14 protein-coding genes are annotated in these 13,438 nt (G+C 44.0%); 11 read left to right on the top strand and 3 right to left on the bottom strand.

What is annotated here, in order from left to right; genetic code table 11:
* The first annotated feature begins 24 nt into the window (after positions 1 to 24).
* The 10 genes from BMW45_RS04445 (at position 25) to BMW45_RS04400 (ending at position 10,775) form a co-directional block, all read left to right on the top strand.
* The gene (locus tag BMW45_RS04445) at positions 25 to 930 is read left to right on the top strand and encodes a carbohydrate ABC transporter permease (protein WP_092240860.1); all 906 of its coding nucleotides are present in this window, start codon (positions 25 to 27) and stop codon (positions 928 to 930) included.
* Positions 931 to 941: 11 nt separating this feature from the next.
* Positions 942 to 1,772, top strand: a complete 831-nt coding sequence (locus BMW45_RS04440; protein WP_092240858.1) for a carbohydrate ABC transporter permease — start codon at positions 942 to 944, stop codon at positions 1,770 to 1,772.
* A gap of 14 nt (positions 1,773 to 1,786) precedes the next feature.
* Positions 1,787 to 4,003, top strand: a complete 2,217-nt coding sequence (locus tag BMW45_RS04435; RefSeq protein WP_092240855.1) for an alpha-galactosidase — start codon at positions 1,787 to 1,789, stop codon at positions 4,001 to 4,003.
* Between the two features lie 162 nt (positions 4,004 to 4,165).
* Positions 4,166 to 4,849: a helix-turn-helix transcriptional regulator gene (locus BMW45_RS04430; RefSeq protein WP_092240853.1), complete on the top strand. Its 684-nt coding sequence runs from the start codon at positions 4,166 to 4,168 to the stop codon at positions 4,847 to 4,849.
* A gap of 202 nt (positions 4,850 to 5,051) precedes the next feature.
* Positions 5,052 to 6,263 carry a dicarboxylate/amino acid:cation symporter gene (locus tag BMW45_RS04425; protein ID WP_092240852.1) on the top strand — a complete coding sequence of 404 codons (1,212 nt, stop codon included), beginning with the start codon at positions 5,052 to 5,054 and terminating at the stop codon, positions 6,261 to 6,263.
* A 27-nt stretch (positions 6,264 to 6,290) separates the two neighbouring features.
* On the top strand, positions 6,291 to 6,959 hold the full coding sequence (gene sdaAB / locus BMW45_RS04420; protein ID WP_025231046.1) for an L-serine ammonia-lyase, iron-sulfur-dependent subunit beta: 669 nt from the start codon (positions 6,291 to 6,293) through the stop codon (positions 6,957 to 6,959).
* A gap of 9 nt (positions 6,960 to 6,968) precedes the next feature.
* Complete coding sequence (gene sdaAA / locus BMW45_RS04415) at positions 6,969 to 7,847, top strand: L-serine ammonia-lyase, iron-sulfur-dependent, subunit alpha (protein ID WP_092240850.1); 879 nt, start codon at positions 6,969 to 6,971, stop codon at positions 7,845 to 7,847.
* A gap of 156 nt (positions 7,848 to 8,003) precedes the next feature.
* Positions 8,004 to 8,453 carry a MarR family winged helix-turn-helix transcriptional regulator gene (locus BMW45_RS04410; RefSeq protein ID WP_092240848.1) on the top strand — a complete coding sequence of 150 codons (450 nt, stop codon included), beginning with the start codon at positions 8,004 to 8,006 and terminating at the stop codon, positions 8,451 to 8,453.
* An 8-nt stretch (positions 8,454 to 8,461) separates the two neighbouring features.
* Positions 8,462 to 9,850, top strand: a complete 1,389-nt coding sequence (locus BMW45_RS04405) for an MATE family efflux transporter (protein WP_092240846.1) — start codon at positions 8,462 to 8,464, stop codon at positions 9,848 to 9,850.
* A 34-nt stretch (positions 9,851 to 9,884) separates the two neighbouring features.
* Positions 9,885 to 10,775, top strand: coding sequence for an alpha/beta hydrolase fold domain-containing protein (locus tag BMW45_RS04400; RefSeq protein WP_092246164.1), 891 nt, complete (start codon positions 9,885 to 9,887; stop codon positions 10,773 to 10,775).
* A 76-nt stretch (positions 10,776 to 10,851) separates the two neighbouring features.
* On the opposite strand, the gene BMW45_RS04395 is transcribed toward BMW45_RS04400, so the two are convergent.
* From BMW45_RS04395 to BMW45_RS04385, 3 genes are all read right to left on the bottom strand, one after another.
* Positions 10,852 to 11,571: an adaptor protein MecA gene (locus BMW45_RS04395; RefSeq protein ID WP_092240844.1), complete on the bottom strand. Its 720-nt coding sequence runs from the start codon at positions 11,569 to 11,571 to the stop codon at positions 10,852 to 10,854.
* A 343-nt stretch (positions 11,572 to 11,914) separates the two neighbouring features.
* The gene (locus BMW45_RS04390) at positions 11,915 to 12,394 is read right to left on the bottom strand and encodes a GNAT family N-acetyltransferase (RefSeq protein ID WP_092240843.1); all 480 of its coding nucleotides are present in this window, start codon (positions 12,392 to 12,394) and stop codon (positions 11,915 to 11,917) included.
* A 100-nt stretch (positions 12,395 to 12,494) separates the two neighbouring features.
* Positions 12,495 to 12,896 (bottom strand): pyridoxamine 5'-phosphate oxidase family protein, encoded by a 402-nt coding sequence (locus BMW45_RS04385; protein ID WP_092240842.1) that lies wholly within the window; start codon positions 12,894 to 12,896, stop codon positions 12,495 to 12,497.
* A gap of 136 nt (positions 12,897 to 13,032) precedes the next feature.
* Between BMW45_RS04385 and BMW45_RS04380 the strand changes: the two genes are divergently transcribed.
* Complete coding sequence (locus BMW45_RS04380; protein WP_025231053.1) at positions 13,033 to 13,383, top strand: winged helix-turn-helix transcriptional regulator; 351 nt, start codon at positions 13,033 to 13,035, stop codon at positions 13,381 to 13,383.
* Positions 13,384 to 13,438 lie beyond the last annotated feature (55 nt).

Raw genomic sequence — 13,438 nt, 5'->3', positions numbered from 1 at the left:
GACAAAGAAATACGGAGGGTCTGCATGAACAGAAAGTCAAAGGTATCAAGGCGGGAGAGAAGTGAATTTTTATGGGGGTGGATGTTTTTGCTGCCTACCATGGCAGGGCTTATTATATTAAACATCATCCCTATTTTTCAGACCATTTATCAGAGCTTTTTCAAAACAGGAGCTTTTGGCAAAGGCAATGTATTTATTGGCTTTGACAATTACCGGAAGCTTTTTAGTGATGGGACTGTATGGCAGGCTTTGTGGAACACATGTAAATATGCGGTGGTAGAGGTACCGTTTTCCATTGCGCTTGCCCTTGTGTTAGCCGTTTTTTTAAATGGGAAAATCCGGGGACGCTCAATATGGAGAACCATTTATTTCCTGCCAATGGTAGCCGCTCCTGCAGCGGTGGCTATGGTTTGGAGATGGCTTTATAATTCGGAATTCGGACTGCTTAACCATCTGCTTCGCGGCATAGGACTTTCCGGAGTTAACTGGATCTCTAATCCCAATATCGCATTTATCTCTGTGGCCATTGTAGGAATCTGGTCTGTGATCGGTTATAATATGGTACTGTTTTTTGCAGGCCTTCAGGAAATACCCAGAGACTATTATGAGGCGGCGCAGATTGACGGAGCGAACGGAATCAGCCAGTTTTTTACGATTACATTGCCCTTAATATCACCCACCATGTTTTTTGTGACAGTGACCAGAGTCATAGGGGCCATGCAGGTGTTTGACAGCATCTATATGATGATGGGAAAAAGCAACCCGGCGCTGGTAAAGACCCAGTCCCTGGTGTACCTTTTCTATAAATACTCGTTTATAGAAGGAAACAAGGGATACGGCTCTTCCATTGTCATGCTGCTTCTTATGGTAATCCTTCTGATCACAATGATTCAGATGATTTGTCAGAAAAAATGGGTGAACTACAGCTAGGGAGGAGAATTATGGATAAGAGTAGAAAAATTAAATCAGCCATCGTTTACTTCATTCTTACAATCGGGTCTGTCATTATGCTGGTTCCCTTTTTGTGGATGCTTTTAACGGCCTTTAAAAGCACATCGGAGGCAACTCAGATGAATCCGTTTATCATTTTTCCTACGGTATGGAGAAAGGAAGCATTTTTATCCATCATAAGCAAAATGAACTTTTTAAGGCTGTACTGGAATACGCTGCTGCTTATTGTAGAACGGGTCATTTGTGCGGTGCTTACTGCAACCATGGCAGGATATGCTTTTGGACGCCTTCACTTTAAGGGAAAGAATCTGGCCTTTTCCCTGGTTTTGTTTCAGATGATGGTGCCATCCCAGATCTTTATTATTCCTCAATACTTAATGGTGAGTAAGCTGGGAATGTTAAATACCTCCTTTGGCCTGCTTTTTCCGGGTCTCGTGACAGCCTTTGGAACCTTTTTATTAAGGCAGGCTTATATGGGGCTTCCCTCTTCCTTAGAGGAGGCGGCCAGGCTTGACGGCTGCAATATCGGCCAGACCTTTCTATATGTTATGGCCCCCCTTACAAAATCCTCCATGGTTGCTCTTGGTATCTTTACCGCGCTGTTTGGATTTAAGGAGCTGATGTGGCCTTTGGTCGTTAACACTGAGCAAAATACCATGCCCCTGTCTGCCGCCCTTGCAAAGCTGCAGGGACAGTTTGAAACAAATTATCCGGAGCTTATGGCAGCATCCCTACTGGCCTGTATCCCCATGATTGTCATTTATCTGATATTCCAGAAACAGTTTATAGAAGGAATTGCTACATCCGGAGGAAAATTATAAAAGGAGTATGAATTATGTCTATCATTTACCATGAACAAGCGAAACAGTTCCACCTGTATAACCAGTCCATGAGTTATATCATTCAGATCATGGCCAATGGCCAACTGGGAAATCTGTACTATGGGAAACGTATTACGGACAGGGAGTCCTATGCATATCTCCTTGAGACAGGAGAGCGCGCCCATGCCGCTATAAGCTGTCCGGAGCCGGTCAGCTTATGTCTCCAATATACGAAGCAGGAATATTCTGCTTATGGAACAGGGGATTACCGGTATGGTGCCTGCATCGTCAGGCAGGAGAACGGCAGCAGGATCACAAACTTTACTTATGCTTCCCACCGTATCTTTGAGGGGAAGCACTCCATAGAGCCTCTTCCTGCCACCTATGTGGAAGAGGATAGGGAGGCTGCCACTCTGGAGATCACCCTTCATGATGATGTGATGGATACGGATCTGATTCTTTCCTATACGATCTATGAAGAGATGCCGGTCCTTACAAGGCATGCCCGTTTTGACCACCATGGCAAGGAGGAGATCGTCCTCTTAACGGCTATGAGCGGAGCTGTTGAGCTGCCGGATAGTGATTATGAGATGATTCAGCTTTCCGGGGCATGGTCCAGGGAGCGGTATTTGAAGAGGCGTTCCCTGGAACAGGGAATACAGTCCATCTACAGCATGAGAGGGATCAGCAGCGCAGAGCACAACCCATTCCTGGCGCTTGTAAGAAAAGAGACTACGGAGAACAGCGGCCAGGTATATGGCTTCAGCCTTGTGTACAGCGGCAGCTTCTTAGGACAGGTGGAAGTCTGCACCCATGATACCACCCGGGTGCTCATGGGAATCCATCCGGACACCTTTGAATGGCCTTTAAAAGCGGGGGAATCCTTCCAGACTCCGGAGCTTGTGATGGTTTATTCGGAACAGGGGCTTTCTTTTATGAGCCAGATCTTCCACCGTTTATACAGGACCCGGCTTGCGAGAGGTTATTGGAGAGACAGGGAAAGACCGGTACTTTTAAACAACTGGGAAGCAACCTATATGGATTTTAACGAAGAAAAGATTCTCGCCATTGCCAAAAAGGCGAAGGAAACGGGCGTGGAGCTGTTTGTTCTTGATGACGGCTGGTTTGGCGAACGAAGTGATGACCACAGGGGCTTGGGAGACTGGCAAGTGAACCGGAATAAACTGCCGGAAGGGATTTCCGGACTGTCTGAGAAGGTGGAAGCCCTGGGCTTAAAATTCGGTTTGTGGATCGAGCCGGAGATGGTCAATAAAGACAGCCGGTTTTACGAGGCCCATCCAGACTGGATCCTGTCCGCTCCCGGCCGCTATGAAACGCCAAGCAGAAGTCAACATGTCCTTGATTTTTCTAGAAAGGAAATTGTTGATGCGGTTTACGGCATGTTAAAGGATATTATTGCCAATGCAAGAATCACCTATATCAAGTGGGACATGAACCGGTATCTGACGGAATGCTACTCCAGAGGAACCTCGCCTGACGGGCAGGGAATGGTGATGCATAAATTTATCCTGGGAGTCTATGACTTATATACCCGGCTCACCAGGGACTTCCCGGAGATCCTGTTTGAATCATGCGCCAGCGGAGGGGCCAGGTTTGACCCTGGAATGCTGTACTTTGCTCCACAGGCATGGTGCAGTGACAATACGGATGCCATGGACCGGTTAAAGATCCAGTACGGAACTACCATGGTTTATCCCATATCCAGCATCGGAGCCCATGTCTCTGCAGTTCCCAACCATCAGATTCACAGAATAACGCCCTTGGACTCCAGGGGAAATGCAGCGATTTTCGGGGCTTTTGGATATGAACTGGATTTGAATCATCTGTCTCCCGAGGAAATAGAGACGGTAAAGCAGCAGATTGCATGCTATAAGAAGTACCGGAAACTTTTACACCAGGGAACGTTTTACCGGTTAAAAAGTCCGTTTGAAGGAAATGATACGGCATGGATGGCAGTATCAGAAGATTTGGAACAGGCAATCGCCGCTTATTATCAGGTTTTGAATCCGGCCAATGCAGGCTGGCTACGGTTAAAGCTCCAGGGGCTATGCGAGGATATGCTTTATAAAGTTTCCATGCCGGGAGAGACCGGGGAATACTATGGAAGCGAGCTTATGTACGCCGGTATTCCCATTGACAGAAGCCGCCTTTTTAGAGAATCAGGGGATTTCGCCTCTTTCCTCATCTTTATTAATAAAAAACCAGAATAAAGAAAAAAGTCCAGGCATGCATTGTCTGGACTTTTTTAATGTAATAAATTACATTACTGTTAAGTAATCAGCCTTTTTATTGAAAAATATTTTACAGCATGCTATAATTCCTAAAAATAATGCATGATTCCTTAAAAAAAATGAATGTAGGGGATGAATACAATGAAGGATTATAATGTACACTTGACACTGATTGACCGAATTATACTGGAATCTTATAAGATCATGATGGAAGGGCTTGCTGATTATCTGGGGGGAGGCTATGAGATGGTGCTTCATAGTCTGGAGGATACGGAACATTCCGTCATTAAGATCATCAATGGACACCACACAGGACGTACGGAAGGAATGCCGATTACGGACCTGGCCCTTCAGATGCTGGAAGAAATTGAAAAGGATGGCGAGAAAAGTTATATCTCCTATTTTACCAAGAACAAAAAAGGAGAACCATTAAAATCCTCTACCATTGTGGTGCGGGGGGAGGAAAAACGAATTATCGGCCTTTTATGTATCAATTTTTATTTGAATACAGGCTTTTCTGAGATCCTGACCAGCTATATCCCCGCAATATCTACTCATTCACTGGTTAAAACTGAAACCTTTGCTAAAAATGTGGATGAATTAATTTACAGCAAAGTCCAGGAGGTCCGGAAAACGGTATTGGCAGATGAAGGGATACTTCCGTCTCTTAAAAATAAGGAAATCATTAATTCCCTGCATCAACAGGGGGTTTTTACCATGAAAGATGCAGTTGTAAAGGTAGCCGACTATCTGGGAATATCTAAAAATACCGTATATATGCACATTCGTAATGTGGGAGTAACTACAGAAAAAAAGAACGAATAAACATTAATACAGCGAAATGGGTTGATAATGAAAAGTTCTGCAGGTTTTTGTGAAAAGTGACAAAAAACCTGCAGATTTTTTTGCCTAATTGTCAAAAAAACATAATAATATTGCAATTGAGAAGTATCTATGATAAAATAAATTACATCATATAAATGAATACAATAAAATTTATTTTATTGTATGAAAGGAAGGTATTGATATGGAGGAAAGTAAAAAGAGAAAGAAGCTGGGACTGGTACCAAGGCTGATTATTGCAATTATCATTGGTATTTTAATTGGTATGTACTGTCCCAGTTTTGTAACTTCGATATTGATTACAGTATCAGATTTATTTAAACAGTTTTTAATGTTTATCATCCCGCTTATGGTAGTGGCTTTTGTTACTATGGGAATTGCGGACTTATCTCAGGGGGCCGGAAAGCTGCTGGCATTTACCGCAGCGATTTCCTATGCTTCCACATTGCTGGCAGGAAGTGCAGCTTATGCGGTAGCCAGTACGTTTTTCCCTTCATTTGTGAATGAAGAAGTTGTTGCGAAGGTTGCTTCTGCAAGTGACAAGGCCATCAGCGGATATTTTACCCTGGGCATCACACCGTTACTAGAAACAACGGCTGCTGTTGTATTGGCCTTTGTTCTGGGGGTATGCATCAGCACCATGCGGGGCAAAGAAATCGGAGATGCCCTGTATAATGTAATCAAAGAATTTTCCGAGATCATTACAAAGGTACTGAACCGGGTGATCATTCCAATTCTTCCTTTGTATATCTGCGGAACCTTTGCCAAGATGACGTATCAGGGAACTACCTTCGCGATTATGTCAGTGCTTTGGAAGGTATTTGTGATCGTGATTCTGCTTCATTTAATCTATCTGCTTGCAGCCTTTACCTTTGCAGGTATATTGACAAAAAGAAATCCGTTTACCATGTTAAAGAACCAGTTACCAGGCTACCTGACTGCGATTGGTACCCAGTCTTCTGCGGCTACCATTCCGGTTAATATTAAGTGTGCGGAAAGCAATGGTATTTCAGAAGAAATCCGTAACTTCGTAGTTCCGCTTTGCGCTAACATTCATATGGCAGGTTCCATGATCACAATGACCTGTTGTGTGACCGCAACTCTGCTCATTTACGGCATGCCTCATGGATTCCTTACCCTGTTCCCTTTTATCTGTGTGCTGGGAGTTGCCTTAGTTGCATCTCCGGGAGCTCCGGGTGGTTCTATTTTTACGGCGACTCCATTCTTCCCGATTGTCGGAATCCCTGCAGTAGGAGATATTGCCAGCCTTCTTCAGGCAATGTATATTGCACAGGACAGCTTTGGAACTGCATGTAACGTATCCGGAGATAATGCGATCAGTGCGCTGGTTGATTTGTATTACCACAAATATATTAAAAAAGATAACAACGGTTAAGGTAATTGCGAAAGGAGAAGGCTGATTATGCCGTCTATCAGTATTTTCGAGGTAATCGGCCCTAATATGGTAGGGCCATCCAGTTCCCATACTGCGGGTGCTGTGGCAATTGCTCTTCTGGTTAAAAAAATGTTCAACGAACCCATTCGCGAAGTGGAGTTTGTTTTGTACGGTTCTTTTGCAAAGACCTACAAAGGCCATGGAACCGACCGTGCGCTTCTCGGCGGCATCCTGGGGTTTGAGACTTATGATTTAAGAATTAAAAATTCCTTCCAGTTAGCTGATGAATGCGGGATAAAGTATTCCTTCCAGGTGGATGAAAAAGAAACAGAAGTTCATCCAAATACAGTAGAGATTCATGTGTCTGGAGAAAAGGGCGGAACGATATCGGTCCGCGGTGTCTCCCTAGGAGGCGGTAAAGTTAAAATTATCAGGATCAACGGCATTGATGTAGACTTTACCGGGGAATATTCCACACTGGTTATACGCCACCTGGACTATCCTGGCATGGTGGCCTATATTGCCACCAGTTTAAGTGAACGTAATGTAAATATTGCTTTCATGCGCCTGTTTCGGGAACAAAAAGGGGCGACTGCTTATTCTGTGGTGGAATCTGATGAGGAAATCCCACAGGAATTGCTGGATAAGCTGCGGGAACACCCCAAAGTAGAAGATGTTATGCTTATACAGGTTTAGGAGGCTTTTATGGACTTTATATCAGGAAGTGAATTGTTGAAATTGTGTGAGGAAAATCACTGCCGGATTTCAGAGGTGATGCGGAAACGGGAAGCCAGTGAGTTCGGTGCCGATCCGGAGGAGACCATAAGCCGGATGAAAGAAGCTTACCAGATCATGAAGGAAGCCTGTCATAAGCCGTTAGATGAGCCGGTGGCTTCCATCGGCGGATTGATCGGAGGAGAAGCTGCAAAGGTTCGGAACAGAAGGCGATCAGGAAAATCCATATGCGGAAGCATGCTGTCCAAGGCGATCACCTATTCTCTGGCTGTTCTGGAAGTAAATGCTTCTATGGGCCTTATTGTAGCGGCGCCCACGGCAGGAAGTTCCGGAGTTCTGCCTGGACTGCTTCTTGCTTTGGAAGAAGAATTTTCCTTAGATCACGAACAGATCATTGATGGCCTTTTTACAGCAAGTGCGGTGGGCTATCTGATTATGCGGAATGCTACCGTGGCTGGAGCACAGGCCGGCTGTCAGGCTGAGGTTGGTGCTGCTTCTGCAATGGCAGCAGCGGCAGCAACGGAAATCATGGGCGGAACGCCAAAGCAGTGCATGGATGCAGCTTCCTCAGCAATCGTGAATCTCTTAGGGCTGGTCTGTGATCCGGTAGCCGGTCTGGTGGAGTATCCCTGCCAGAGCCGTAATGTTCTGGGAGCTTCCAATGCACTGGTATGTGCAGAAATGGCATTATCAGGAGTAGAGCAGTTCATACCATTTGATCAGACGGTAGACACCATGATGATGGTCGGTCGTTCCATCCCATTTGAATTAAGGGAAACTTCCCTTGGCGGCTGCGCGGCTACGGAGGCTGCCTGCAGGAAAACCTGCGAGATTTTTAAAACAAAGTAACAAGTAACAATGACAGGCGGTACCGGTTTTGTGAAACCGGTACCGCTTTTTATTGCATTAATAAAAAAAAGTTGCGAATGCAACCACTTTATGTTATGCTGTTTATCATCCTAAAATAAGATGAAATGCCGTCCGAAAGGCTTGGAGGTGGAAATCATGTGCGAGCACAAGGAAATCGGGAAATATATCTCGATTATCCAGAGACTTAATAATACGTATTTTGCAAATCAATTATCTACTTATCAGATAGGCTGTGGACAACAGTTTTTTTTATTGCAGATTTTTAAAAAACCTGGTATGAGTCTGCATGAGCTGGCTTCTTTTGGACATTACGATAAGGCCACTGCCACCCGCGCGGTTAAGAAGCTGGAAGAAGAAGGATATGTTGTGACGGAAATGGCACAGGAGGATAAACGCATCCGGAGGATTTACGTCACAGACAAAGCGGCAGCTGTCGTGGGAAAGACCTTGGAGAGCGTAAATGAATGGGCGGATATTATATTAAAAGGGTTTACCAAAGAGGAACGTGATGCAGCAGAGCAAATGCTCATTCGCATGGCTTGCAATGCCCTCGATCACATCATGGAACAGAAGGGAAAGGAATAGAACATTTTATGGAACAAGACAGGATAAAACAGGGGGAGAACCCCCTGGGATATAAACCAGTGGGGCATTTGCTGATGCAGTTTGCACTTCCAGCGATTGTCGCCATGCTGGTAAATTCGATTTACAATATTGTTGATCAAATCTTTATCGGTCAGGGCATTGGGTATCTGGGAAATGCGGCGACCACCATTGCATTTCCGATTGTCACCATCATTTTAGCCATATCAACTCTCTTGGGAGCTGGAGGAAGCGCCTATGCAGCCATTAAGCTTGGTGAAAAAAATGAGGAAGAGGCGGACAAGACTCTTGGAACTGTTTTTCTGTTGACCCTGGCAGCCAGCGTTGTAGTTATGGCTGTTGGATTTCCTCTTATGACGCCTATGTTAAAGATTTTCGGGGCTACCGCCAATACCATGGAATATGCAAGGCAGTATACTTCTATCATATTACTGGGCACACCTTTTAACATGCTCTCTGTGGTGCTAAGCAATATGGCCAGGACAGACGGGAGTCCTGCTTTATCTATGTATGCCATTTTAGTTGGCGCTGTTTTAAATACTATTCTGGATCCGATTTATATTTTCGTATTTCATTGGGGTGTGACCGGAGCGGCCATTGCTACCATTACTTCTCAGATCATTTCCGCAGTCGTGCTGGTGCTGTATTTTGTGTACAAAGGAAAGCATATGCGCCTTAATAGAAATAGTTTACGCATTGATGGGGATATCTGCAGGCTGGCGCTGCCGCTTGGAGTCTCAAGCGGAATCACCCAGGTGGCGTCTACCATTTTGCAGGTTGTCATGAATAATTCTCTGGTGTATTATGGAAACAAGACGGGCATTGGCGGTGATGTGGCTTTAAGTGCCATGGGTGTTGTAAATAAGATCGGAATGATTCTTATTTCCATCTGTATAGGGATCGGCATCGGCTCCCAGCCCATTCTGGGATTTAATAAGGGAGCGAATCAGCCAAAGCGTGTGAGGAAGACTTATCTTTCGGCAGCTACGGCGGCAACCACAGTTGCCCTTACGGGATGGCTTGCCTGTCAGTTGTTCCCAGGGCAGATTTTAAGTCTGTTTGGGACAGAGGATGTGCAGTTCACCCAGTTTGCCATCCGCTGCCTGAAGGTGTACATGCTTGGAATCTTTTCGGCCGGATTCCAGGTTGTGACAACCAGTTATTTCCAGTCAACGGGACAACCCTTAAAGGCTTCCATTTTATCCATGCTGCGTCAGCTTGTGTTATTGATCCCGCTGATTCTTATCCTTCCCCTTTCTTTTGGTCTGGAAGGAATCCTCTATGCAGGGCCTGTGGCGGATATTACCTCAATGATCATTGTCAGCCAGTTTGTTCTGCATGAAATGAAAAAGTTAAACAGATTATGTAAAGAATCGTAATATGCAAAATAAAGGGAAAGGAGATGTGGAAATCATGAGCATGAAGACGGAGATGGCAAGATTTACTGCAGGGCTAAAAAAAGCGGACAAAAAGATGGCCCTTGAACTGGAACAGCCGCCCAGAGGAACGGGGGCGCTGACCCAGGAACAATTTACAAAAAAGGTACGGGTAAAAGCCTGGAACATCGACGGTTTTCCCGGAGTCACCATAAACGGAAGCTATTCAAAGACTGCCCATATCCTCATGCTGCCGGGAGGGGCATATACCCTGGAGCCGTCAGAGCGTTACAGGGAAATGGCAGAGTGTTTTGCCATAGAAAAACAGGTTAAGGTGACCATACCTTCCTGCCCTCTGGCTCCGGAGTATACGGCGTTAGATGTTCACCGGTATCTGGTCCGGGTTTACAGTTGGTTGACGGCAGAGTATCCGGAAGATGAGTTTTTTCTTTTTGGAGATTTTTCCGGCGGTGGTCTGGCTCTCTCGTTTTTACAGGAACTGCGGGACATGGGGAATCTGCCTATGCCGGTGAGAACTGCCGTGGTTTCTCCGTGGCTGGATATCGCTCTTAACAATCCGAAGATAAAGATCATGAAAAAAACGGATCCTATCCTTCCTGTAGAAGCGTTAAAAGAAGCCGGAGCCCGCTACTGCGGTCCTTTGGAACCGGATCACCCCTTTGTCTCACCTCTTCATGGAAACTGGGATCAGCTGGGACAGATCCTGATATTTTCCGGCACAGATGAAATTCTTACACCGGACTGCGAGCTTCTGGTTGAAAAGGCGGGAAAATTTAAAGGAACGAAAATCATTTATAAAAAAGGGGCTAAGATGGTACATAACTGGATATTGATTCCGAGCAAGGAGACAGATGCCACTTTGGAATTGATTTTTGCATTCTTTCTGGAAGAAGCTTTAGGATTTTAAAAATGAGGCTCGGCCCTTTTAAGGGGCCGAACCTCATTTTTGATTTGTGATGAAGTACTATGAACAAAGGAACGGATTAAAGTTTGGCAAGAGACTGAAGGGCGTGACCTTCAATCAGCACCTCGTAATGTTCCCTGTAGTACGCTTCGGAGGCGTAGTCCTGGTGAATCTTGGAACCATATTCCGCAAGCAGGTTGCAGACACGGCTGAAATCCAGAGACTTGTCAGGAGTGTTCCTGATCACCAGATAATACTGTCTGGTATCAGGTTTTTTATATAATGTATTCTCGCCATCGTAAACCTGCCCGATGGTCCTTGCAGCATCAGATATCTGGTCCAGACTTTGAAAACAATAGATTCGTATCGAGGAAGCGCTTGATTGCTCTTTTGGCTCTTCGGCCTCCGGTTCTTCTTTCTTGTCAAGCCCTAACAGGTTTAACAGTCCGTCGGCGCCTTCCAAAAGTTCGCTTGCCAGGTCTCCTGGCATGGAATCCAAGTCTTCGTCGGCTGATGGTGAAAATTTGGCAAACCTTGTATCTAATTCTTCCGGATCATCGATTTTTGTGATTACTAACATCACACTTTCGTTGGACAATGGAATTGCTTCTACCATGAGAGGAATGTCTTCTGCTTCGAATCCCACTTCGTTAGAGGCTTTCTGAATCATCTCGCGGAACAGGTTGCGGGCTTTTTCACTGCCATAGGCAAGCTCGCCTAAATTTAAGTTTCTGACGCTTAAATCAAAGCTGGTAAGCGTACAGCGAATTTGATTTTCGTTAATACGTTCTATCTTCATAGGATCACTTCCTGTTCTTTTTAAAATGGTGAATGAATGTTTACATACTTCCTCAACATAACTATACTATATAATATAGCGAAAAAGCAATTACTATGTGAAAAAATTTATATAATTTTAAGGTTTGGATGTTAATAACCGGGAATCCTATTTGCTTATTGGAATTTCCCGGTTTTATTTTTTTGACATGATGATAATATAATATTGTTTTACTCGATTTCTTCGTTATCTTCGAAAGGTGATTTAGAAGATAACGTCAATTACCATTAGCTGTAATGTAAAAATAATGTAATAAAACAAATTTTCAAGTTTTCATTAAATAGGAATTTTAAGTTTGTTCTTATTAGCTGAATATATACTTCATTGGAGTAAAACGTATTCCATTTACAAGTTGTTCGGTGTCTGTATCGATAAATCCCAGTTTATGATATATCTCGACTGCATAGGGTGATGAATTAACCGTCATTTCCCGATTAACACCTTCTTCCTTGAAAAAAGATGTTATAGTACTTAATAATTCCCGCCCAATTCCTTGCCGGTGATGTTCTTTATCCACAAACAAAAGTGAAATATGACATGGTTGTCTGGTTGCAGCCACTCCCACGATGTTCTCACCGCTGAAACAACCCCAGAAGAGCATCTCGTTTTTATTGATTTTTTGTTCAATAGAATTCAAATCTATAAATTTCTTGAACTCCTGATTGCCTTCTTCTGAATAATCCGGAGCTTCAAATTCCAGAAAGACCTGCCAAACCAAGTCCAGCGCACCATATTTCTTTATAGAATCTATATTCATTTGGGTTACAATATAATCCTCAATCATAATGATCCACCTCGCAAATTAGTGTATTACCACTGATCTTGATTAGATTATAACAGAAAGATACCATAGGTGAAAGTAGATAGTTCATTGGCGTTTGCGGTTAAATGGTATCGGTTTTTGGGCCATCCGTAAAGCTGAAAGTTTCCACTTCCTCTACATCAATGTAGAAAAGCTCAAAGATGGGATTGTCAGGTGTATTGTACAGGCCCTTTATGCCGGGATTCTCGTCCAGTGCACGAGTTTTTAAGGAAAGATCGTTGACAAAGACGGCCTTACCGTTTACTGATACCACCGGCGTAAAGTTAGCTGGGTAGGTGCAGAAAGAAACATTGGGGTTGGCCTTAATCTGTTCGTAGACCGGTTTTTTGTTGCTGGTGCAGAAATATACTTTGTTGCCGTCTGTAAACAGGTATTGGAATACCCGGGTTTTTACCTTGCTGCCATCCTGTGTTGCCAGGACGCCGTTGGGGTTCTCCTTCAAAACAGCTGCATAATCAATCATGACTGATCCTCCATTCTTATTGGCAAATTGTATTTTGTCTTGCTTTATGCTATAATTATAGTGCGCACAGATCAAAGTACAAGTACGATTTTTTAGTATAGTTAGTATCTAATAGGATAGTAATGGAGGATTTATTATGAATAATGAAAGTGAAAAAAAAGACCTGTTCGGTATTTGTCCTTATTTTACCTCTCAAAAGGTTTTGAGCGGGAAATGGGCGCTGCTGATACTTCACTATCTGGAAGAGAAAACACTTCGGTTTAAGGAGTTAGAGCGTGCACTGGCTCCCATTACTCAGGCCACACTGACAAAACAGTTACGTAATCTGGAAGAACATGGTCTGATTACCCGTACCGTTTACAATACCATCCCGCCCAAAGTGGAATACTCTTTGAGTGAATTGGGCCATCAATTTAAACCGGTGTTGGATAGTTTGGAAAAATGGGGAGAGTTATACATTGCTCACATGGAAAGAAAAGACGTCTAGGAAGTTTTGGGTTTTCGTAAAAAATAGTTGAAAAAATAAATAGAATATATTAGAA

Origin of the sequence: Lacrimispora sphenoides (genome assembly GCF_900105215.1) — a bacterium.
GTDB lineage: Bacteria > Bacillota > Clostridia > Lachnospirales > Lachnospiraceae > Lacrimispora > Lacrimispora sphenoides_A.
This window is presented reverse-complemented; position numbering and strand designations above follow the sequence as displayed.

What these genes read in the sequence shown, in the direction of transcription:
- sdaAB (WP_025231046.1), top strand. Translation starts at nt 6,291, where the DNA reads ATGCCGTCTATCAGTATTTTCGAGGTAATCGGCCCTAATATGGTAGGG.
- BMW45_RS04430 (WP_092240853.1), top strand. Translation starts at nt 4,166, where the DNA reads ATGAAGGATTATAATGTACACTTGACACTGATTGACCGAATTATACTG.
- BMW45_RS04435 (WP_092240855.1), top strand. Translation starts at nt 1,787, where the DNA reads ATGTCTATCATTTACCATGAACAAGCGAAACAGTTCCACCTGTATAAC.
- BMW45_RS04445 (WP_092240860.1), top strand. Translation starts at nt 25, where the DNA reads ATGAACAGAAAGTCAAAGGTATCAAGGCGGGAGAGAAGTGAATTTTTA.
- BMW45_RS04385 (WP_092240842.1), bottom strand. Translation starts at nt 12,896, where the DNA reads ATGATTGATTATGCAGCTGTTTTGAAGGAGAACCCCAACGGCGTCCTG.
- BMW45_RS04390 (WP_092240843.1), bottom strand. Translation starts at nt 12,394, where the DNA reads ATGATTGAGGATTATATTGTAACCCAAATGAATATAGATTCTATAAAG.
- BMW45_RS04410 (WP_092240848.1), top strand. Translation starts at nt 8,004, where the DNA reads ATGTGCGAGCACAAGGAAATCGGGAAATATATCTCGATTATCCAGAGA.
- BMW45_RS04440 (WP_092240858.1), top strand. Translation starts at nt 942, where the DNA reads ATGGATAAGAGTAGAAAAATTAAATCAGCCATCGTTTACTTCATTCTT.
- BMW45_RS04400 (WP_092246164.1), top strand. Translation starts at nt 9,885, where the DNA reads ATGAGCATGAAGACGGAGATGGCAAGATTTACTGCAGGGCTAAAAAAA.
- sdaAA (WP_092240850.1), top strand. Translation starts at nt 6,969, where the DNA reads ATGGACTTTATATCAGGAAGTGAATTGTTGAAATTGTGTGAGGAAAAT.
- BMW45_RS04425 (WP_092240852.1), top strand. Translation starts at nt 5,052, where the DNA reads ATGGAGGAAAGTAAAAAGAGAAAGAAGCTGGGACTGGTACCAAGGCTG.
- BMW45_RS04380 (WP_025231053.1), top strand. Translation starts at nt 13,033, where the DNA reads ATGAATAATGAAAGTGAAAAAAAAGACCTGTTCGGTATTTGTCCTTAT.
- BMW45_RS04395 (WP_092240844.1), bottom strand. Translation starts at nt 11,571, where the DNA reads ATGAAGATAGAACGTATTAACGAAAATCAAATTCGCTGTACGCTTACC.
- BMW45_RS04405 (WP_092240846.1), top strand. Translation starts at nt 8,462, where the DNA reads ATGGAACAAGACAGGATAAAACAGGGGGAGAACCCCCTGGGATATAAA.